17 protein-coding genes and 1 riboswitch are annotated in these 20564 nt (G+C 64.2%); of the genes, 9 read left to right on the top strand and 8 right to left on the bottom strand.

Annotated elements, in window-relative coordinates:
• Positions 1 to 78 precede the first annotated feature (78 nt).
• From CDPAHKCJ_RS09420 to CDPAHKCJ_RS09410, 3 genes are all read right to left on the bottom strand, one after another.
• Positions 79 to 1203 (bottom strand): GGDEF domain-containing protein, encoded by a 1125-nt coding sequence (locus CDPAHKCJ_RS09420; protein WP_166019544.1) that lies wholly within the window; start codon positions 1201 to 1203, stop codon positions 79 to 81.
• A 179-nt stretch (positions 1204 to 1382) separates the two neighbouring features.
• Entirely contained in the window at positions 1383 to 3092 is a 1710-nt protein-coding gene (locus CDPAHKCJ_RS09415; RefSeq protein ID WP_107335160.1) for a potassium/proton antiporter, read from the bottom strand.
• Between the two features lie 137 nt (positions 3093 to 3229).
• The gene (locus CDPAHKCJ_RS09410) at positions 3230 to 4195 is read right to left on the bottom strand and encodes a hypothetical protein (RefSeq protein WP_166019543.1); all 966 of its coding nucleotides are present in this window, start codon (positions 4193 to 4195) and stop codon (positions 3230 to 3232) included.
• Positions 4196 to 4371: 176 nt separating this feature from the next.
• Positions 4372 to 4485, top strand: a riboswitch (TPP riboswitch).
• A 58-nt stretch (positions 4486 to 4543) separates the two neighbouring features.
• On the opposite strand from CDPAHKCJ_RS09410, the gene CDPAHKCJ_RS09405 reads away from it, so the two are divergent.
• The 3 genes from CDPAHKCJ_RS09405 to CDPAHKCJ_RS09395 all read left to right on the top strand — a co-directional run bounded on the left by CDPAHKCJ_RS09405 (position 4544) and on the right by CDPAHKCJ_RS09395 (position 7574).
• Positions 4544 to 5296: an ABC transporter ATP-binding protein gene (locus CDPAHKCJ_RS09405; RefSeq protein ID WP_200019406.1), complete on the top strand. Its 753-nt coding sequence runs from the start codon at positions 4544 to 4546 to the stop codon at positions 5294 to 5296.
• The gene (locus tag CDPAHKCJ_RS09400) at positions 5293 to 6060 is read left to right on the top strand and encodes an ABC transporter permease (RefSeq protein ID WP_054556747.1); all 768 of its coding nucleotides are present in this window, start codon (positions 5293 to 5295) and stop codon (positions 6058 to 6060) included. Before CDPAHKCJ_RS09405 ends, CDPAHKCJ_RS09400 begins: the two co-directional genes overlap by 4 nt.
• Before the next feature lie 209 nt (positions 6061 to 6269).
• Positions 6270 to 7574 carry an ABC transporter substrate-binding protein gene (locus CDPAHKCJ_RS09395; protein WP_240916710.1) on the top strand — a complete coding sequence of 435 codons (1305 nt, stop codon included), beginning with the start codon at positions 6270 to 6272 and terminating at the stop codon, positions 7572 to 7574.
• A gap of 182 nt (positions 7575 to 7756) precedes the next feature.
• Here CDPAHKCJ_RS09395 and CDPAHKCJ_RS09390 read toward each other — a convergent pair whose 3' ends face one another.
• From CDPAHKCJ_RS09390 to CDPAHKCJ_RS09380, 3 genes are all read right to left on the bottom strand, one after another.
• Entirely contained in the window at positions 7757 to 9025 is a 1269-nt protein-coding gene (locus CDPAHKCJ_RS09390; protein ID WP_166019541.1) for an MFS transporter, read from the bottom strand.
• Positions 9022 to 9846, bottom strand: a complete 825-nt coding sequence (locus CDPAHKCJ_RS09385; protein ID WP_346773913.1) for an alpha/beta fold hydrolase — start codon at positions 9844 to 9846, stop codon at positions 9022 to 9024. The genes CDPAHKCJ_RS09390 and CDPAHKCJ_RS09385 overlap by 4 nt, the downstream gene beginning before the upstream one ends.
• Positions 9847 to 9999: 153 nt before the next feature.
• Positions 10000 to 10908, bottom strand: coding sequence for a LysR family transcriptional regulator (locus tag CDPAHKCJ_RS09380; protein ID WP_166019539.1), 909 nt, complete (start codon positions 10906 to 10908; stop codon positions 10000 to 10002).
• 204 nt (positions 10909 to 11112) lie between these two features.
• On the opposite strand from CDPAHKCJ_RS09380, the gene CDPAHKCJ_RS09375 reads away from it, so the two are divergent.
• The 3 genes from CDPAHKCJ_RS09375 (at position 11113) to CDPAHKCJ_RS09365 (ending at position 14583) form a co-directional block, all read left to right on the top strand.
• On the top strand, positions 11113 to 12165 hold the full coding sequence (locus CDPAHKCJ_RS09375; protein WP_240916709.1) for a YeiH family protein: 1053 nt from the start codon (positions 11113 to 11115) through the stop codon (positions 12163 to 12165).
• Positions 12166 to 12344: 179 nt separating this feature from the next.
• Positions 12345 to 12611 (top strand): GrxA family glutaredoxin, encoded by a 267-nt coding sequence (locus CDPAHKCJ_RS09370; RefSeq protein ID WP_043335038.1) that lies wholly within the window; start codon positions 12345 to 12347, stop codon positions 12609 to 12611.
• A gap of 214 nt (positions 12612 to 12825) precedes the next feature.
• Entirely contained in the window at positions 12826 to 14583 is a 1758-nt protein-coding gene (locus tag CDPAHKCJ_RS09365) for a monovalent cation:proton antiporter-2 (CPA2) family protein (protein WP_166019538.1), read from the top strand.
• Between the two features lie 148 nt (positions 14584 to 14731).
• Here the strand turns inward: CDPAHKCJ_RS09365 and CDPAHKCJ_RS09360 are convergent, their stop codons facing one another.
• Complete coding sequence (locus CDPAHKCJ_RS09360) at positions 14732 to 15598, bottom strand: DMT family transporter (RefSeq protein WP_166019537.1); 867 nt, start codon at positions 15596 to 15598, stop codon at positions 14732 to 14734.
• A gap of 149 nt (positions 15599 to 15747) precedes the next feature.
• On the opposite strand from CDPAHKCJ_RS09360, the gene CDPAHKCJ_RS09355 reads away from it, so the two are divergent.
• Positions 15748 to 16530: a DUF1338 family protein gene (locus CDPAHKCJ_RS09355; protein ID WP_043335032.1), complete on the top strand. Its 783-nt coding sequence runs from the start codon at positions 15748 to 15750 to the stop codon at positions 16528 to 16530.
• Positions 16531 to 17020: 490 nt separating this feature from the next.
• Here CDPAHKCJ_RS09355 and nhaD read toward each other — a convergent pair whose 3' ends face one another.
• On the bottom strand, positions 17021 to 18310 hold the full coding sequence (gene nhaD, locus CDPAHKCJ_RS09350) for a sodium:proton antiporter NhaD (RefSeq protein WP_166019536.1): 1290 nt from the start codon (positions 18308 to 18310) through the stop codon (positions 17021 to 17023).
• 271 nt (positions 18311 to 18581) lie between these two features.
• Here nhaD and CDPAHKCJ_RS09345 point away from each other — a divergent pair, with 271 nt between their 5' ends.
• On the top strand, positions 18582 to 19484 hold the full coding sequence (locus tag CDPAHKCJ_RS09345; protein ID WP_166019535.1) for an acyltransferase: 903 nt from the start codon (positions 18582 to 18584) through the stop codon (positions 19482 to 19484).
• Positions 19474 to 20427: a LysM peptidoglycan-binding domain-containing protein gene (locus CDPAHKCJ_RS09340; RefSeq protein WP_166019534.1), complete on the top strand. Its 954-nt coding sequence runs from the start codon at positions 19474 to 19476 to the stop codon at positions 20425 to 20427. The genes CDPAHKCJ_RS09345 and CDPAHKCJ_RS09340 overlap by 11 nt, the downstream gene beginning before the upstream one ends.
• Positions 20428 to 20564: the final 137 nt, after the last annotated feature.

The following is a 20564-nucleotide window of genomic DNA, read 5'->3' as shown; positions in this document are numbered from 1 at the left end:
CGGGTTGTATACCAAGATTTGTGCTCAAAGTACCGTGCTCAAAGTACTGTGCACAAAGCCCCATGCGCAGAGTAGCGCTCAATTGATGGCGACGATGCCCGGCCCGCCCACGGGCCCCAGCCGGGTGTCACTGACGAAGCCATTGCCGCCATCCTGCTTGGCGCGGAACAGATTGACGTCGGCCTTGGCGATCAGGCCTTCCAGGTCCTTGTCGCCGGACTGACGCTGGGCGACACCGATCGACAGATTGACATCCAGACTGTTGAGGCCGTCATTGATGACGAACGGCAACGCCGAGGCGCCCTTGCACAGACGCTCTGCCACTTGATCGACGCGCTCGCCATGCAGCCCCGGGCACAACAGCACGAATTCCTCGCCGCCATAGCGCCCGACCAGGTCCTCCCCGCGCAGGATGCTGCGCATGCGCCGCACCAGCTCCTTGAGCACCTGATCGCCGGCCTGGCGACCCCAGGTCTCGTTGATCAGCGCCAGATGGTCGACATCCACCATCATCACGCTCAGCGCTCCATTGTTGATCAACATGCCACGTCCGCTGTCGACCAGCTCCGCGCGACTCAGGGCGCCGGTCAGCGCATCGAAGCGACCTCCGGTCTCGAAACGCTGCTGCAGGCGCTCCACCGACCATCCCATCTGCACCAGCACCAGCGTGAAGAAGAGGGTCAAGACGCCCAGATTGATGATGCGAAATGCCAGCATCCAGCCAGCGGGCAGCGGATTGATCGGCCCTTCCAGCATCAGGATGATATAGGCCAGTAGCGGCATGCTCAGGCAGGCGGCACACAGAAGAACGCGCCGCATGAACGACATGCGGATCGAGTAGATGCACAGCAAGGCGCCGAAGTAGAAGTAGTCGAACCCGCCCTCCGAGCCGAAATAGCGCAGCGAGAAGCTGATCTGCGCGCAGGTGCCCAGCGCCATCAGCGTGGCCGCCAGAGCCTCACGGCGAGCACGGTGCAGTTGCAGGCAGACCAGATCGACGATCAGCATCGCCAGATTCAGGGCCAGAATGCCCATCTCGCCCAGCCACAACAGCAGGATGGCGTAGAGCAGATGGCAGCTGACCGCCAGCACATAGACCACGTTGAAGGTGGCATGAAAGGTCTTCTCATCCGCCGTGAGTCCGGGCGGGAATTGCTCGAATCGTCGCAGAAAGCCCGCGAGACGAGGATGTGGGCTGGCCATGTAGTCACCTCCTTGTCGCTGGCCACAACCGGTGGCCAGACGCTGTCACGGACAGATCGGCCTGACATCAACAGAGTACGATATTGATGAGTCCAAACACGACGCCCCCATTACACGCAGTGCAATGGGGGCGTCGTAGTGTGTCAAGCGCAGGCCCAGACACGGATTGAGATCAAGGCTCAGTGCAGTCGCAGGCCGACCTTGGTGATGCGATTGCCTTCCACCTCGTTCACCACCCAGTGGATGCCATGCCAGTCGACATCGTCGCCGACCACCGGCACCCCGCCGACCCGACGGGTGATGAACTCGGCGATGGTCAGGTGCTGCTCGCCCTGGGAGAGCGTCAAGCCGTAGACATCGGCGATGTCCTGCATGTTGGCATCGCCTTCCAGCGTGAAAGTCCCGAAGAAGGCGCGTTGCTCGTGCTGCAGACTCTCGCCATTGAACATGCGGTTGAGGCTCGGCACATCACAGGAGCGTCCCACCACGCACAGCACATCCTGCTGATGCAGACAGGTGCTGCCCTTGGGATGGATCAGCACCTTGTTGCGGAACAGCGCCCCGACCTTGGCCCCCGACGGGAAGCGCAACATGCGCAGCGCCACGCCTTCCAGCGCCGTGTTGTCGACGCGATAGACGAGCATCTCGTAATCATTGACCGGCATGATACCGAGCAGGTTGCGGCGGCTGGGCTGTGCGCCCGGCGGCACCACCACCCTCAGCTTGCGCGCCATCGGTGCCAGCGACGAGCCCTGCACCAGCAGCGAGATGATGACCACGAAGAAGGCGACATTGAAGTAGAGACCGGCATTCTCGACCCCGGTGATCACCGGGAAGATCGCCAGCACGATCGGCACCGCTCCTCGCAGCCCGACCCAGCTGATGAACCACAGCTCGCGCCAGCGGAAGCGGAAGAACGGCTTGAGACACAGAATGACCGCCAGCGGGCGCACCACCAGAATCAGCGCCACGCTGAGGATGGCGGCCGGCAGCGCGAACTGCAGCATGGTCGAGGGCGAGACCAGCAGGCCCAGCATCAGGAACAGCACGATCTGCGAGAGGTGTGCCAGGCCATCATGCACCGGCAGGATGTGCTCCAGGTGGCGGCCGGGGTGATTGCCGATCATCAGGCCGCACAGATAGATGGCAAGGAAACCGCTGCCGCCCATCTCATTGGTGGTGGCGAACAGGCTCAAGCCCAGCGCCAGCGCCAGCAGCGAATAGAGGCCGGGCGCAAGATCCAGGTAGCGCATCAGGCGGGCGATCAACCAGCCGCCGGCGATCCCCATCGCGGCACCGACACCGAACTGCAGCAGGAAGCTCATGATGCCCGACGCGACGCCGGAGAGCTGACCTGTCAGGATCTCGGCCAACGTGATGGTCAGGAAGATCGCCATCGGGTCGTTGGTGCCGGACTCGATTTCCAGCGTCGCACCGACACGCTCATTGAGGTGAACGCCCTGGCCGCCCAGTAGCGAGAAGACCGCCGCGGCGTCGGTGGAGCCGACGATGGCCCCGACCAGCAGGCCTTCGATCAGGGTGAGGTCAAACAGCCACATGGCCAGAAGTCCCACCAGGCCGCTGGTCATGAAGACCCCGACGGTGGCCAGCACCAGCGCCGGTTTCAGGCCGGCACGAAACGTGGACAGCCGTGTGCGCAGGCCGCCATCGAGCAGGATGAGCGCCAGCGCCAGATTGCCGATCATGTAAGCGGATGAGGCGTCGTCGAACTGGATGCCCAGCACGCCATCTTCACCCGCCAGCATGCCAAGGCCGAGGAACAGCAGTAGCAGCGGCATGCCAAGACGCGCCGAGACGCGGCTGGCCAACACGCTCAAGGCGATCAGCGTGCCTGCCAGCAAGAAATAATAATTCAGGTTCTCTACCACGAGTGCTCCCCCGCCAAGCCCTACATCAGATCTCGAGTGACGTCCATGACGACTCACCCACAGTATTCCATGTCAGCGATGGGGCTGCAGAGAAATTTCACACCTTTCATGTACTTGCAGTGTGCAGCACGCCGATTTCACGCCAGGCTGCGCGGCGAGACCCAGGCAGGGGCTGCCGCAAGCTCAGCATAGGACCGCGGACCGAAGGCCTCCATCGCCCACAACAGCGCACGACACAGTTCACGCTGGCCATCGAGATCGATCATGCGTCCATGACGCGAATAGCCCTTCATGAAGGCCTGACGCTGCCCCGGCGTTTCCAGCAGCAACTCCACCAGCGTCCAGTCGAACTCGATCGGCGCCCACACCAGCGCCTCCCAATCGCTCCACACCCAGCCGGTGGCGGCGCACAGATATTGATCGGCGCGCATGTCCGGCAGACACCACACCGCGCGGGTCGGCGCCGGGAAGGTGCGCTTGAGTAGGGTGCCGAGTTCCGCGCGACGCGGGTGATGGGCGAGAAAGCGCGTGACGCGAGCATTCCAGTGCAATAGCGGCATCGGCTGCGCCAGCGGCTGACCGAAACCCGACACCGTGTCCTGATGCAGGCGACCGAGCTGATCGCCCAGCAGCTCACAGAAGGTGATACTGAGATCACTCGGCTGACCGCTGGACCACGGCAGATGCCAGATGGGCGCGCCATCGAGACGCCCCAGAAAGGTCAGGGGCAGCGGCGGAATCGGCAGGCGCGCGGGCAAGGCGCCCGCCAGTCGCGTCAGGCCATCCGGGGTCGCCCAGCGATCGGCGCCGAAGACCCCGCGCATGGCGCGCCAGAAGGGATCATGGTCTGGCCCGGTGCGCGCCAGCTTGATGAGGCCGGGCGTGCCGCCACGCTGGCGCCATAGCCAGTTGGCGCTATCCGGCCAGGCAAGAGCCAACGGTTCGAGCGGTTGGCCCAGATAGGTCGAGAGCCGTCGGGTCAGTGACTCCTCGGGCCAGCCCCTGGGTACGGGACGCGGCTCGCCCACGGCCTCAGTCGTACTCGGCCGCTGCGGGGGAACGGGATAACTGGAACAGGTCGAGAGATCCGGTGTGTCGGGCATGATGATCTCCTTGGGCTACACGTCTTGTTACAGTAATGCTCAGCATACCCAAGGCATGGCACATCGGCATAGTCCGTTTCGCACGCCGCCACTGCCCTGCCCACCTGACCCGGCCCCTGACCCGGCCCCTGACCCGCGTCGGACAAGACACCGGCAAGAGACTGACGTTACACTGTCGGTCTGGATGGGGGTGCCCGAGGATGGGCTGAGAGCCGCAGCGATACGTCGCGCGACAACCCCTGGAACCTGATCCGGTTGATACCGGCGGAGGGAATCCCCGACGCGTGCCCTGCACGGCGCGTCACCTGCTTCCTCCTGCCGGCACGCCGCCCGACCACGGAATTGCCTGTGTCGCTGGGACTCACCCTCAACAACGCACGAATCGATTACGCCGGCCACACGCTGTTCCGCGATATTTCCGCGCGTCTGGAGGCCGGTAGCTGGACGGCACTGCTGGGGCGCTCCGGCTGCGGCAAGAGTTCGCTGCTGCGCCTGCTGGCCGGCCTGGAGATGTCAGACCTCCACCAGCTCGACCTCGCCACCGATGACGGTCAGCCGCTGACCGACCGCGTGGCCTGGATGGCGCAGCAGGACCTGTTGCTGCCATGGCGGCGCGTCATCGACAACCTGTGGCTGGGCGATGACCTGCGCCGGCGGCCACGCAATCGCGAACTCGCTCATGAACTGCTGGCCGCGGTCGGGCTTGAGGGCCGTGAGCAGGCCTGGCCGGACGCTCTCTCCGGCGGCCAGCGCCAGCGCGTCGCCCTCGCCCGCACGCTCTACCAGCAGGCGCCGGTCGTGATGATGGATGAGCCGTTCTCGGCGGTGGATGCCATCACCCGTCTGGAGCTGCATGATCTGGCCAGCCGCCTGCTCAAGGGCCGCACCGTCCTGATGGTGACTCATGACCCGCTGGAGGCATTGCGCCTCGCCGATCAACTGCTGGTGCTGCGCCCCTCGAGCCTCCCGGGCCACGGCGCCGAGCTGGAACGCCTGCCGGGGCTTGGCGCCGCACGCCCGGTGCCGCTGGATGACCCGGCCCTGCCACCGGCGCAGGCGCAATTGATTGCCCGCCTGCGCGATAGCGAGGAGGCCGCATGAAACGTCTCCACGCCATGCGTCACCTCGTCATCAGCGCGCTCCTCCTGCTGGGACTTTGGCAGCTGATCATTGCTGTCACCGCCGTACCACCCTACATTCTGCCCACGCCGCAGGCCGTGCTCGAGGTCTTGATCCAGAAGGCGCCGCTGCTGGCCCATCACGCTGGCGTCACCATCAGCGAGATACTGGCCGGGCTGGTGCTGGGCATTCTGCTCGGCCTTGCCACCGCGCTGGCGCTGGCCTTCATTCCCCGCCTGCGCCGCACCCTGCTGCCGATGCTGCTGATCAGCCAAGTGATACCGCTGTTCGCGATCGCGCCGCTACTGGTGCTGTGGCTCGGCTATGACATGCTGTCCAAGGTGGTGATGGCGACGCTGATCATCTATTTCCCGGTCGCCTCCACCGGCTACGACGGCCTGCGTCAGACCCGACAGGGCTGGCTGGATCTTGCCCATACTCTGGGCGCCAGCCCATGGCGCCGACTGATCCATATCCAGCTGCCCGCCGCACTGCCGGCACTGGCCTCCGGCATTCGCATGGCCGCGACCGCCGCCCCCATCGGTGCCGTCATCGGGGAATGGGCCGGTGCCAGTCAGGGGCTGGGCTATCTGATGCTCAACGCCAACGCACGCATGGAGATCGACCTGATGTTCGCCGCCCTGCTGGTGCTGGTCGCCTTCTCCCTGCTGCTCTATTTCTCGCTGGATGCGCTGCTGCGCGCCCTGATGCCCTGGCACCGCGACCGGCTGACACGCCTGAGCTGACACGCCTGGGCTGGCACTCATGGGTCAAGACGACTGGCCTTCGGATAGACACTGCATGACCGCATGACCGCATGACCGCGATACCGAAAGACGCAACGACGCTCGGTGCTCGGCGCTCGGCGCTCGGCGCTCGAACAAATTGCATGAGCCTGACGACTGCCGCTCACGAACGGCAGCACCACTACCCCGTGATCACAAGGAACTTCGCCATGTCTCTTTCGTCATCGGCGCCACGGCGCAAAGCGCAGCCGACACGTTCACCACGTGCCTCGCTGCTGTCCACCGCCTTCGCCACCCTGCTGACCACGCTGTGCCTGAGCAGCCTGCCAGCCACCGCCAAGTCGGCCCACGCCGCCGAGGCAGACCCCGCCACCAGCACCCAGTCAGCGCCGGAGATCGTCGCTCAGCAGGCTGAAGTCGGAGTGAACGGCGACTCAGCCGCGTCTGCACCGGTGGCAAGCCAGGAAGCCGTGGAAGCGACCGCCGGCGCCGCCGAACAGGCCAAGAACGGTGCTGAACCGGTTGCGGATGCCCCGCCAGCCGCCGGCGAGGAACAGAGCGCTGAAGCTGACTCGCAGGACGTCGCCGAGGACAACACCAAGGACACTGCCACCGCCGAGCAGCCGCTGACGCAGTTCAAGGTCATGCTCGACTGGTACACCAACCCCGGCCATGCCCCGCTGGTGCTGGCGCAGGAGCTGGGCCTGTTCAAGAAGCACGGCCTTGATGTCGAGCTGATCGCCCCTGCCGACCCGAGCGTGCCGCCCAAGCTGGCCGCCGCCGAGCGCGTCGACATCGCCATCAGCTATCAGCCGCAGCTGCACCTGCAGATCGACCAGGGCCTGCCGCTGGTACGTATCGGTACCCTGGTCGCCACCCCGCTGAATGTGGTGGTCGTGCGCGCCGACAGCGACATCCAGTCGATCGCCGATCTCAAGGGCAAGCGGGTCGGCTACTCGGTCGGCGGCGTCGAGGAAGTGCTGCTCTCCACCATGCTGCAGCACAGCGGTCTGACGCTGGATGACATCACGCTGACCAACGTCAACTTCTCGCTGACGCCGTCACTGCTGACGCGCAAGGTCGATGCCGTCACTGGCGCCTTCCGCAACTTCGAGCTGGCCCAGATGGCCCAGGAAGGCGTCAAGGGCCGCGCCTTCTACATCGAGGAAGAAGGCGTGCCGACCTATGACGAGCTGATCTTCGTCGCCAACAGCGACAGCTACGAGCGCAAGCAGGCACAGTACGCCGGCTTCCTCGCTGCCGTCGGCGAAGCCACTGCCTGGATCATCAACCACCCGGACCAGGGCTGGGAGATGTTCCGCGATTCCGACCCGGCCCTGGACACCGAGCTCAACAAGGAAGCCTGGTACGCCACCCTGCCGCGCTTCGCGCTGCGTCCTGCCGCGCTGGATGCCGGCCGCTACCGTGACTTCGAGAACTTCCTGTTCGAGCGCGGCATGATCAAGAAGCGCCAGTCGCTCAGCCACCTGGCCGTCGACGTCAACGCGCCCTGAGGCGTTGAGCGCCCAGCGCCATTGAAACGCTGAGCGCTTGAGTGTCTTCCATGCACAACGCCCCTGTCGGAGATTCCGACAGGGGCGTTCTGGTTTTTGGCCGACTTGATCACCTTGCTCTCTGCATCCAGAGCTCTGTCTTTACCGCTCACTCTCGTCGTCCTGTGCCTATTTGACAAGCGCTAGCGGCGTGCCAGGCGACGCGACAGCCACAGGATCTGCAGCGGCTGGATCACCAGCGCGATCATCAGCACCGCGACCAGCAGCGGCATGCCTTCCAGTGCGCCGCTGGGCGTGCTGACCAGCAGCCCGGCGCCCACATAGCTGCCGGCGGCAGAACTCAGATGCTGCACGGCACTCTGGGTGCTGGTGAAGGCCGCCCGCTCGTGGTCGGCAGGAATGAAGCTGTTGAGCGTATTCTGGGTCACACGCCGCGCCGACGAGAACAGCATGTAGGCGCCGAAGCCGATCCAGATCAGCGACGGCCCCGGCGAATGCAGCAGGAAGGCCCAGCCGACCAGCGCCGTCATCAGGCAGGTGATGGTGCCCGGCCAGACACAGCCATAGCGATCACACAGCCGCCCCGTCAGCTGCATGCCGACCAGCGACAGCCCGCCGCCGATCATGTAGAGCCCGCCCAGATCCTCGCGCGGCAGGCCCAGATTGAACAGCAGATAGCTTGCCAGGTTGGGAATCACCAGGAAGTTGCTGAACATCGCCGTGGCGATCAGCGCCAACCCCAGGCGGTGATCGGGCTGGGCCAGGATGTTCAGGATCGTGGTGCCCTTGCGGCTGCGCAGACGCGTCTCGGGGTTATCGAGATGGCCGCGGATAGGCGGCAGTATCCAGGCCAGCAGCCCGCACACCAGCAGCGCCAACAGCGCCACGGCGCGAAAGGGTGCCTGCCAGCCGAAGCCCTGCGACAGCCACAGCGCAAACGGCAATCCCAGCACCGAGGCCACCGAGAAGGCGCCCATCACCAGGCCCATGGCACGCCCCCGCCGGACTCCCGGCACCACGTCGATCACGATGGCCAGCGCCGTCGCCGCCGCCGGTCCGCCGAACAGTCCGCCCAGCATGCGCGCCGCCAGCAGAGTCTCGAAGTCAGTGGCGAAGCTGGCGATCAGATGGCAGAGCGCCGCGCCGAACAGGAAGCCCAGCACTGCCCAGCGGCGATCGAAGCGATCGGCGTGTCGCGTCCACAGCAGAGTGCCGACCGCGGCGGCCAGCGGATAACTGCCGACGATATAGCCGAGGTGATCCAGCGGAATGCCCAGCGAGGTGGCAAAGTCAGGGCCCAGCGCCATCACCATGGTAAAGCCCATGATGACGGCGAACTGCAGCAGAGTGACCAGTGCCACCACCAGGCGCTCGTGGGTAGTCACCGGCGGGATGACCCGATCACTCGCGGCCGGCTGACGATTTTCGGAGTGACTGCTCGACGTACTCAAGCGCGTGCGACGCGTTCAAGGAACGCCACCACCGCCTGCTGGAACTCGCTGGCACGCTCGGCGTGCAACCAATGGCCGGCCTCCAGGGAGTCATCTTCCAGCGCAGGGAAGTGTTCACGCATCGTCGCCAGTCCCTCGGCCTGCACGTAGTTGGAGCGCGAGCCCCACAGCAGCAATGCCGGCAGCTCGACCGGCCCCTGGCCGTGCGGCGCCTCGACGATCTGTGGGTAGCCCGCCGCGATATGGTCCAGCCCGACGCGCCAGCCCATGGCGCCGTCGTCGAGACGCACCAGGTTGGTGGCGAGGAACTGGCGGATGGCCGGGGTATCGACATGCTGCGCCATCACCGTGTCAGCCTCCTTGCGTGAGGCCGGACGTGCGTCACGCACCGCCTCGAAGGCAGCAAAGATATCGTCATGCCCGTGGCCATAGGCGACCGGCGCGATATCGGCGACCAGCAGACTGCGCAGACGCTCGGGCGCCTCGAGCGCGACCTGCATGGCGACCTTGCCACCCATGGAGTGGCCCAGCAGGTCACAGCGCTCGATGGCGAGGCGGTCGAGCAGCGCGATGACATCCGCGGCCTGCTCGGGATAGCTCATGCCGGCCGCGTGCGGGCTGCGGCCGTGGTTGCGCAGATCCACCGCGATCACGCGGCGCGTCAACGACCAGGACTTGACATGCGAACGCCAGTTGTCGGCACTGCCGAACAGGCCGTGAAGAATGACCAGCGGCGTCGCATCCTGCTGGCTCGTTGTCTGTTCCTCGGCGCCCTCACGAGCATCACTCTCGTGGTAATAAAGCTCGACCGTTGTGCTCATCATCATCTCCATGGACGCTAGACAGACCGTTACGCTCCCCGCAGCTCAGGCGCACTAGCTCAGGCCCAGTGGCGCGGCTCGGCGGCAGCCGGCTCGCGGGGAGCGCCTATGTTAGCAAACTATCAAGCGCGTGGCGGCTCCGTCCTCGACGGCTCAGCGCGGGCTGGCTTCCAGGTAGACCTTGACCGCCTGCCACAGCGGGCTGCGGTAACGCTCCGGATGCCACAGCATCGAGAAGCGCCGCTTCAGGTTGAGCTGTGGCGTGGCCAGCACCACCAGCTCACCACGCGCGATCTCGGCCGCCACCGACAGGCGCGACAGACACCCCAGCCCCAGCCCGGCGAACACGGCCTGCTTGATGGCCTCGTGCTGGCCCAGCTCCATGCGTACCTTGAGGCGCTCGATCCGCCCGTGCAGTGCACGCTCGAAGACCGCCCGCGTGCCCGAGCCACCTTCGCGCAGAATCCAGTCGGCCGCGGCGAGGTCCTCATCGCTGAGCGCCACGCCGCGCACGGCCAGAGGATGGCTCGGCGGCGCCACCACTACCAGCTCATCCTCGCGCCAGGTCTGGCTCATCAGACGCGGCGCATGGCAGTCGCCCTCGATCAAGCCGAGTTCAGCGTCATAGTTGAGTACCGCCTCCACCACCTGATGGGTATTGCGCAGGCGCAGATTGAGCTCGGTACCCGGATGTTCGCGCATGAAGGCCCCCGCCAGCCCCGGCAGCAACCAGGTGCCGATGGTGGCGCTGGCGGCGATTTCCAGCTCGCCACGCAGGTTGCCATCCACCGCGCCGGGCTCACGCGCCTCCAACTCCAGCGCATGGGTCTGCTCCAGCAATTGCTCGGCGCGCGCCAACAGGCGGCGACCATTGGCGTTCAAGGCCAGGCGGCGGCCGAGACGCTCGAACAGCTGCACCTCGAGATGACGCTCAAGCTCGGATAGCCCCTGACTCGCCGCCGATTGCGACAGGCCGATCTCGCGCGCCGCGGCACTGACGGAGCCGTGGCGGGTCACCGCCACGAACACTTGCAACTGGCGCAGCGTGATGTGGATCTGCATATCGGTTTTTCCGGTATGTAATAAAAGAATAATCGACTAACTGCCAAATAATATTCCCGAATAGACTAATCATCAAACCAGAGGCACTAAGCGAGCGATGCAAGCTCAAGCGCCCTTGCCGATGACAGCCGTGCACCACACGCCAGCGCACGCCCCATAACAAGACAGGCCATGTTCCGGCCGCTTTCCACAAGGAGAATGCTCATGGACGCACAGACCCTGACTCCCCCCGCCACTGCCGAGCGCTTGCGCCGCATGTTGCCGGGCCTCGCCCTGTGTGGCGGCCTGACCCTGGTGGGCCTGGCACTGCATTCCATTCCGGCACTGGCCTCCACCGGCATCAGCCCACTGGTCTTCGCCCTGCTGTGCGGTATCGTGGTCGGCAACCTGCCGGTCACCAGCCGGCACGCTGCAGCGCTCTCCCCGGGGCTGCATATCGCGACCAAGAAGCTGCTGCGTCTCGGTATCATCCTGTTCGGTCTCTCCATCACCCTGCAGCAGATTCTCGGTCTGGGCTGGAGCGTCGTCTTCCTCGATGTGCTGGTGATCACCGCGGTGCTGAGCAGCGGCTACTTCATCGGCACGCGCTGGCTGGGGCTGGACCGCGACACCGCACTGCTGACCAGTGCCGGGTCCGCCATCTGTGGCGCCGCGGCGGTACTGGCGACCGAATCGATGATCAAGGCACGCCCGGCGGCCACCGCCATGGCCGTTGCCACGGTGGTGCTGTTCGGCTCGCTGGCGATGCTGGTCTACCCGCTGCTCTACCCGCTGAGCGGCATGCATGAGGGCCTGTTCGGCATCTATATCGGTTCCACCATCCACGAGGTCGCTCAGGTCGTGGCCGCCGGTGAAGCGGTCGGCCCGGACGCCCTGGCCAATGCGCTGATCGTCAAGTTGATGCGCGTGATGATGCTGGTACCCTTCCTGCTGCTGCTGCCGAAGCTGTGGGCCATGCGTGCCCGCACCGAAGGTGATGAACGTGAGACCGGCGGCAGCATGACGATTCCGTGGTTCGCGCTGGGCTTCATCGCCATGGCCGGCATCAACAGCACCGGCGCGATCCCGGCGGCAGTGCACTCAAGCCTCTCTACCCTCGGCAGCGTGGCACTGACCATGGCCATGGCGGGCCTGGGCGTCGAGACTCGCATCGATCGTCTGCGCTCACTGGGCATGAAGCCTTTCCTGCTCGCGCTGATCCTGTTCACGCTGTTGATCGTCGGTGGCTTTGGCGCCAATCTGCTGCTGATGGGCTAGTCCACAGTACGGCAGTGATTGATTGCCGCAATGACTTTGGTAGTACGGCTCAATTGGCAAACCCGGGCAGGCTCAAGCACAATGGCGGTCATCGATTACTCACCGGCAGTGCCGGCGCCATTTTCTCGGCCCACCCAGTACGGGCTGAACGAGAGTCACGAACCTTACAGGAGAGTCTCATGCTTGCAGTCATTTTCGGTCGTCCGGGTTGCCCTTTCTGTGTCCGTGCCAAGGACCTCGCGGAAGAGCTCACCGCCAAGCGCGATGATTTCGACTTCCGCTACATCGACATCCATGCCGAAGGCATCAGCAAGGCCGACATGGAAAAGACCATCGGCAAGCCGGTCGAGACCGTGCCGCAGATCTTCGTCGATCAGACCCACATCGGTGGCTTTACCGAGTTCAACCAGTACGTGCAGGACGAAGCTCTGATGCCGCAGGCCTGATCGCTGCCATCAGCCGCTTCACTGCTGAAGCCCTCGCCATTGGCGGGGGCTTTTTTGTGTCTGCAACGCCGCCTTTCACCCCTGATCACGACTCTTACTTGCAGCACCACGGTGAGCACAAGGTCGCGCCTTGCACACCTTGCCGCTTGCGACAAAAGGAGGGGGCAGCGACAATCGCTGCCTTCTCCGCCCGTGTATGCACAAGGACACGCACATGAACATGTTGATGGAAGGCGCCGTGCTGCTGGGATGCGCGGTGGTTGCCGTGCCACTTTTCCAGCGTCTGGGCCTGGGCTCCATCCTGGGCTATCTGGCCATCGGGGTACTGCTGGGGCCGTCGTTGATCGGCTTCATCTCGGAGCCTGGCGAAGTGCTGCACTTCGCTGAATTCGGGGTCGTCATGCTGTTGTTCATGATCGGACTCGAACTGGAGCCCAAGCGCCTGTGGGACATGCGTCTCAAGCTTGCGGGCCTGGGCAGTGCCCAGATGCTGCTGTGCGGTGCCTTGCTCACTCCTGTCGGCCTGTGGCTGGGGCTGGAATTGCCCGCCGCCGTGTTGCTGGGCCTGATTCTAGCCCTGTCCTCGACCGCCTTCGCGCTGCAGGTATTGAGCGAGAATCAGCAGCTGGCGACGCCGCACGGCCAGTCGACCTTCGCCATCCTGCTTTTCCAGGACCTGGCGGTGATCCCGCTGCTGGCCCTGATGCCGCTGTTCGCCGACAACTTCGATGCCTCCACCGGCACCAACTGGATCGGCATCGCCAAGGGCGTCGGCATGATCGCGGCGGTCATCATCGTCGGCCGCTTTGTCGTGCCGCGCCTGCTCAAGATGGTCGCGCGCAGCGAGATCCACGAGATCTTCACCGCCGCGGCCTTGTTCGTGGTGATCAGCACGGCCCTGCTGATGGAATGGGTGGGCCTGTCCATGGCCCTGGGCGCCTTCCTGGCCGGGGTGCTGCTGGCTGATACCGTCTACCGTCACGAGCTGGAAGCCAACATCGAGCCCTTCAAGGGGCTGCTGCTGGGGCTGTTCTTCATGGCCGTGGGCATGTCGGTCGACGTGTCGCTGGTGATGGAGCGTCCGCTGACCGTCCTGGCGCTGACGCTGGCGCTGATGTTCGGCAAGGTCATCGTCATCACGCTGGTCGGACGCGTCGCACGCCTCAAGATGGCCGAGGCCCTGCCGCTGGCCGCGGTCCTGTCACAGGGGGGCGAGTTCGACTTCGTGCTGCTGACCGCCGGCATGGCCGCCGGCATCTTCGATCAGACCCTGACCAGCCTGGTGATCAGTGCGGTGACCCTGTCGATGGCTGCCACGCCCTTCCTCTATCGCTATGCCCGCCACCTCGGCGCCACCAGCGAAGCCAAGCGTCCCTATGATGAGGACTTCGGAGAGGAAACGCCGCAGGTGGTGATCGCCGGCTTCGGCCGCTTCGGTCAGATCAGCGCGCGCATGCTCAAGAGCCAGGGCATCAACTTCACCGCGCTTGACCCCAATATCACCCAGGTCGAGTTCGTGCGTCAGTTCGGGTCGCGTATCTTCTACGCCGATGCCAGCCGCGCCGAATTGCTGCGGGCGGCGGGTGCCGAGCAGGCCAAGATCATGCTGGTGGCGGTCGATGATGCCGAGACCTCGACAGGCATCGTGCGCATGGTGCGCCATCAATTCCCGCACCTGAAGCTGTTCGTGCGTGCCCGTAACCGCCACCACGCCTGGGAGCTGATGGAGCTGGGCGTGGAGCACGTGATTCGTGATACCTATGCCAGCAGCCTGGAGATGGGCGGAGAATTACTGGTGGCGATGGGCTATCCCAGTGCTCGCGCGGCGGAAGTGGCACGTGCATTCCGGGAAATGGATGACAACATGCTCAAGCAGAACTACGAGCACCGTCACGACCAGAAAGCACTCGTCAACAGCGAGCAAGCCGCCATGGTCGAGCTCAAGCGTCTGTTCCAGAACAATCAGGACTGACGTCTGCACGACTCGCCAGAGCGCTCAGTCGCGCCGGAAAAGACACAAGGGCCGCCCCGGCAGGGACGGCCCTTGTCGTTGATGCACTCGGCAACACCTTGCGTGAAAACCCGCTTCCCGAGAAATAGACGAGCGGCCCGAGGCCTGCTCAGCCCTGCGACAGGCGGCGGGATGTCACGCGCGCCCGCCATTGCGGGCCGAACAGATAGGCGCACAGCCCGATCACGATCAGCAAGGCCCCGGCGAGCACGCGGCTGGAGATCAGCTCATCATTGAGCGCCGCGCCCAGGCTCATGGCGAAGATGGGAGTGATCAAGGTCGCCAGCGCCACCGTACTGGCCGACAGACGCGACAGCACGGAGTAGTAGCACAGGTAGCCGATCAGCGAGCCGAAGATGCCAAGATAGAGGATGGCAGCCATCGGACGCCCCTCTGGCATGGCCTGTGGCACGCCATCGACGATCAGCGCACACACCAGATAGAGCGGCAGCGAGACCAGCAGCGCACCCTCCGTCTGCACCAGCGGATGCAGCCCTGCCCGCTCGCGCTGCACCAATACCCCCGAGGCAGCAAAGCAGTTGACGGCCAGCAGCATGGTCAGGACTCCCTTCCAACTGCCCGGCGGCAACGCCAGGGAATCCGAGACCGCGACGGCCAGTCCACTCAGTGCCAACGCAAACCCCATCCACTGTAACTTGTCAAGTGGGGCACTTTTCAACCACCAGCGTGCATAAAGTCCTGATAGCAAAGGTGCCAGTCCAAACAGTAACGACATGATACCACTCGGTAACCAGGCCGCAGAGAGGTAGGCGAAGTACATGCCACCCCAGATACCCAGAGCGGCTGCCGAGTAGCTGCGCAGTGCCGCTCGCGAAAGGTCCATTTTCAGCCCCATCATGCGTAACAACGGGTAACCCAGGCATGCGGCAATTAACATTCTACCCATCGCCGACCAGGCCGGCAGCCAGCCCGAAGCGCTCCATGAGATGGCCAGCGGTGTCGTCGACCACACCATGAGAACCACGCAATACGCCACCAGCACTGGCATTTTTACTCTCCGATCAAGAAACGCGAAAAAACGGATAATGGCGTTGAATCCCCCTTTGCACGACTACCTATAATCGCTCCAGCACTGAGGTCATAGGGGCCGTTCAAGGAGGCATCATGCAACGCAAGGAATTCCAACAGCAGCTATGGCTGGACTTCGTCCACCGCCATCCCGACATCGGGGCGCTGGATATCTGGCCAGACAGCATCAACCCCGAATATCTGATGTTCCTGACGCTGAATCAGGGGCCTTTCAGAAGCGAGAAACTACTCCCCAGCCTGTATCACCAGGGCTATCGCCGCGTGAAACAGTACGCCATGGCCGACCGCGGCCTGCTGGTCGATCTGCTGCTTCCCCCGGACGGTGGCGCTGCCGTCATGCTGGCGGAACTGCAGGCCAACAGCCTGCCGCCGATGCACCGCGACCTGCTCAAGCGCCTGATCAGTCAGAGTCATCGTGATGACTGCAAGGGACAGAACCTGCTCGCGCCCTGCCGTCCGTGGGACATGCCGGACTGGCCGACCTTCGAGCGCCTGCTCGAGGCCAACCCGCTGGCTGCCTGGCTCTCCGTGATGGGGCCGCGCCTGCACCATGTCGGCTTCAATGCCGAAGAGCTTGGCGAAACGCTGGAAGCGGTCTGCGAAGGCATGCTGGCCTACGGCATGGCACCGCAGACCGGGCGCCATCATGCGGTACTGCCTATCAATCCCAAGCTGCAGTATCACTACTACCCGGCCCACGCCCAGCGCATGGTGTTCGCGGACGGTGATGAGCATATGGTGGTGCTGGGCGGCATCGCCCTGCTGGCGACGGCACCGGTGACGACTCAGCAAGAAGGAAAACAGCGTCCTGCAGAACAACTGCTGCCGGAACATACGCTGTGCCAGCTCAGCGCGTGATGGCCTCCTGACAGCACTGTGCAATGAGATGAGTCGCATTCAGCCCCCTGCGCATGCGCAGGGGGCTCTTGTCTTCAGAGGATGGCAGGACCTTTCAAGCCCTCCCTCTTCTTGACATCATCCTTCACGCTCCCCTTCCTGCCATCACTCTTCATGGCATCATCTCGTGATGTCATCGCCGCACGATTCGCCGCTTTCCCCCGTCGCTCTCCCCCGCCACGCCTGCGCCTTGTGCCTGAGCCTCTAAACCTAACGTCGCAGACAGGTTATCAACAGAAGCTGTGGAAAAAGCTGTGAAGAATCTCTGTACATCCAGGTATCGCCATCGAGATCAGGCGAGCGCAGACAGATTGATCAAAAAATGATCAGTCGACCGCAAACAGTGCCAATTCCCCTCCCGACCACGTATCTGGCCGTGCATCTGACAGTGCATCAGACGGCCGCTGTCGCAGCGGCTGTGGCCGTAGTGAGCCCACCCAGCAACCCCACTTCAGCCCAGAGACGACAGCGCCAATGTCACTGGCGTGTTCGTGATCTGCCCGCCCAGCCAGTATGCCCCCAGATAGCCCACGCTGTAGGCCAGCAACAACGCCGGGAAGAAGCGCAGATAACTCATGAAGCTCACCTCGCGCACCTTGGAAAGCGCGATCACCCCGGCGGCGGAACCAATTACCAGCAGTGAGCCACCCACGCCTGCGGCATAGGTCAGCGCCAGCCATTCGGCATCGTTCATGCTGACATCGGCCTTGAGCACTGCGGCGGTCAGCGGCACGTTGTCCACCAGCGCCGAGAGCAGCCCGACCAGATAATTGGCCTGCATCGCCGGCATCAGGGCATAGAGCTGTGCCAGGCCTTCCAGCAGACGCGCTTCCTTGAGCGCCCCGACCATCAGCAGGATCCCGAGGAAGAATAGCAATGTATCGAATTCGATAATACGAATGTAATCAAGTATGCGGCGCTCTTCGCTGTCGCTGCGCCGTTCGGCGACATGCCCGAGCAGAAACATCAACGACATCCCGAACAGGAAGGTCAGCAGCGGCGGCACACCAAACAGCACGTTGAGTCCGAGGGTCGACAGGATGGTGGCCAGAAACAGCCAGGCGATGAGACGATCAAGACGCCGGGTCTCGCGCGGCTCGCGCACCAGATTCACCTCACCTCCCAGCCCGGGCAGCAGCAGCGTCGCCAGCAGCATCACGCTGAGGAAGGACGGTAGCGCCAGCAGCATCAACTCACTGATGCGCACCTTGCCCGCCAGGAAGATCATCAGTGTGGTCACATCCCCGGTGATCAGCGCCACGCCGCCGGAATTGACGGCAAATACCGCCAGCACCGCAAAGCGCAGCGTCTTCTTCGGCGCCAGGCCCAGCGACAGCACCAGGGTCAGCGATACCAGCGTCGCGGTAATGTTGTCGGCCAGCGATGAAAAGGCGAAGGCAAACAGCCCCGTCAGGTACAGCAGGCCGCGCTCCCCGATACGCTTCGGCAGCAGGCGGTAGATCAGATTGGCGATCAGCCCCTTGGCATTGAGGAAGGCCACGAAGGTCATCGCCGCCATCAGAAACAGCCACAAGGTGGCGATCTCGAGCAGGTTCTCGTTCAAGGCCTCGGTGACATCATCCACCGCCAGGGCCGCGGGGCCGAAGATGAACAGCAGCAACCAGCTGAAGGTGCCCAGCAACAAGGTCGTCTTGGCCTTGTTGAGATGGATCACATCCTCGATGGCAATCAACACGAAGGCGGCCAGCGCCAGCCCGATCAACAGTCCCTGCAACCACATGCCACTCTCACTCCCTGAGATATCGCCGCGCAGCGGCGGCGATGATTGACGGTGCCCGGCGTGACTTGAGCGTGAGTCCTGCCACGACCTTTCCCTTGCACCGACCCGTCACATGACCGGCGATGCATCTCATCACAGCTGCGTGCGCCCCGCCATTCGACCTGAGGGGCGTTCGCTTCGTGCAACGCAGGGTTGCCATCCCTCACGCAAGCGGGGTGGGCTTCCACTCCTGGGTGAATTACGATGGCGCCACCTGATGAAGGAGTCATGCATGTCGAGTATCAGAGGTGTCATCAGCCTTGTCTTTCTGATCATCAATACCCTGTGCTGGGCGCTGCCGCTATACCTGCTGGCAGCACTCAAGCTGATCACGCCATCGCGTCGCCTGCAGTTGTACATGCTGGAGGGGCTCAACCGTCTCGCCATGGGCTGGATCGGCACCAACAACCTGTGGATTCGCCATGTGCTGCGTCCGCGCTGGGACATCCACGTGCCGCCATCGCTGCGCGATGGATCTGCCCGGCGTCGCTGGTGGCTGGTGATCGCCAATCACCGCAGCTGGACTGACATCTTCGTTCTCCAGTACGCCCTGCATCGCCGCACGCCGATGCCCAAGTTCTTCCTCAAGCAGGAGCTCATCTGGGTGCCGGTGATCGGCCTTGCCTGGTGGGCATTGGAGTTCCCGTTCATGCGCCGTTACAGCCAGCAGAAACTGGCCAGCAATCCGCGACTCGCCGAACGTGATCGCGAAGCGACGCGACGAATGTGTGAGCGCTCGCGACAGGCACCGATGGCGATCTTCAACTTCGTGGAAGGCACTCGCTTCACGCCCGCCAAGCACCGCCAGCAGCAGAGCCCTTTCCAGCACCTGCTCAAGCCGCGTGCCGGCGGCAGTGCCCAGGTGATCAACACGCTTGGCGATCGACTTTCGGGTATTCTGGACGCCACCCTCGATTACCGGCATGCCGATGCCAGTTTCTGGCAGTTCCTGTGCGGTCACGGGGGCGACATCACGCTCGTCATCACTCAGCGGCCGCTGGAGCCCTGGATGCTCGACGGCAACTATCATGCGGACGCCGCCTATCGCGAGCGCTTCCAGCAATGGCTCAATCAGGTCTGGAAGGACAAGGATGCCCGACTGTCACGTGCAGGGAATGACATTGATGAACACTGAATACGGCCTGAATGCCGCGGGCTTCACGGCACGAGCGCAGGCCGGACCTGACGTGAACCGTCCACTTCTGCAGCGGGTCGGCCTCGTGCTGCGCTGGCTGGCGCTGGTCTGCCTCGGCCTGTGGCTGAGCGGCTGCGCGACCGGCAGCTATTCCGGCTCGCCGGCCGGCCAGTGGGTCACCATCCAGAAGGGCGATACCCTGGGGCAGATCGCGCGCGATGCCGACATTCCCCTGCTGCGCCTCACGCGCTTCAATCCGGGCGTCAAGATTCGTGACCTCAAGGTCGGTCAGCGCATCCTGGTGCCCACTGCGCGTGAGCGAGCCCCCTCAGGCGGCCCGTATCGCTATCAGCTGCGCCCCGGCGATACCTACTCCAAGGTTGGCCGCTATTTCGGTGCCAGCCCGCAGCGCATTCAGGCCGCCAATCCCGGCAAGGATCCCAATGATCTGGATGTCGGCATGCTGATCTCGGTGCCGCTCAACGGTGGCCCGAGCCGCAGCGCCCCGGCCGCTCGCGCCAGCGGTGGCAGCCTGGTCGCACGCCCGGACCCCGGCCCGCTGCAGAAGCCGAGCCAATCATGGCGCTGGCCTGCCGCCGGCAGCGTGACGCGTGAATTCGGCACCAACGGCAATGGCCAGCTGGCGCCCATGCAGATTCGTACCGCCGCCAGCGGCATCGCCAGTGCACCGGCGCGGGGCGAAGTGCGCTTCGCCGACTCCATGCGCCAACTGGGCAACGTGGTCATCCTGCACCACTCCGGCAACCTGCAGAGCGTGCTGGCCCAGTGCGGCGAGATCCTGGTCAAGGTGGGTCAGCAGGTCACTCCGGGCACGCCGCTATGTCGCGTCGCACGCGGCAACGACGGTCAGCATGAATTGCTGTTCGACGTGCGCCACGGGGGCAAGCCGATCGACCCGCGCGAGATTCTCGAGAAACGCTGAAGCAGCGTTGCTTCACGGCGCCAGCCCGACATGGCGCCAGCCCTTCAAGACCCGCCAGATGACGACAGCGCCGGTGCCTCGCCGGCGACTGTCGTCCTTGCTTGACGATTCATGAGACAACCCTCATACCTTTGAGC

The organism is Cobetia sp. MB87 (assembly GCF_011319755.1).
GTDB lineage: Bacteria > Pseudomonadota > Gammaproteobacteria > Pseudomonadales > Halomonadaceae > Cobetia.
This window is presented reverse-complemented; position numbering and strand designations above follow the sequence as displayed.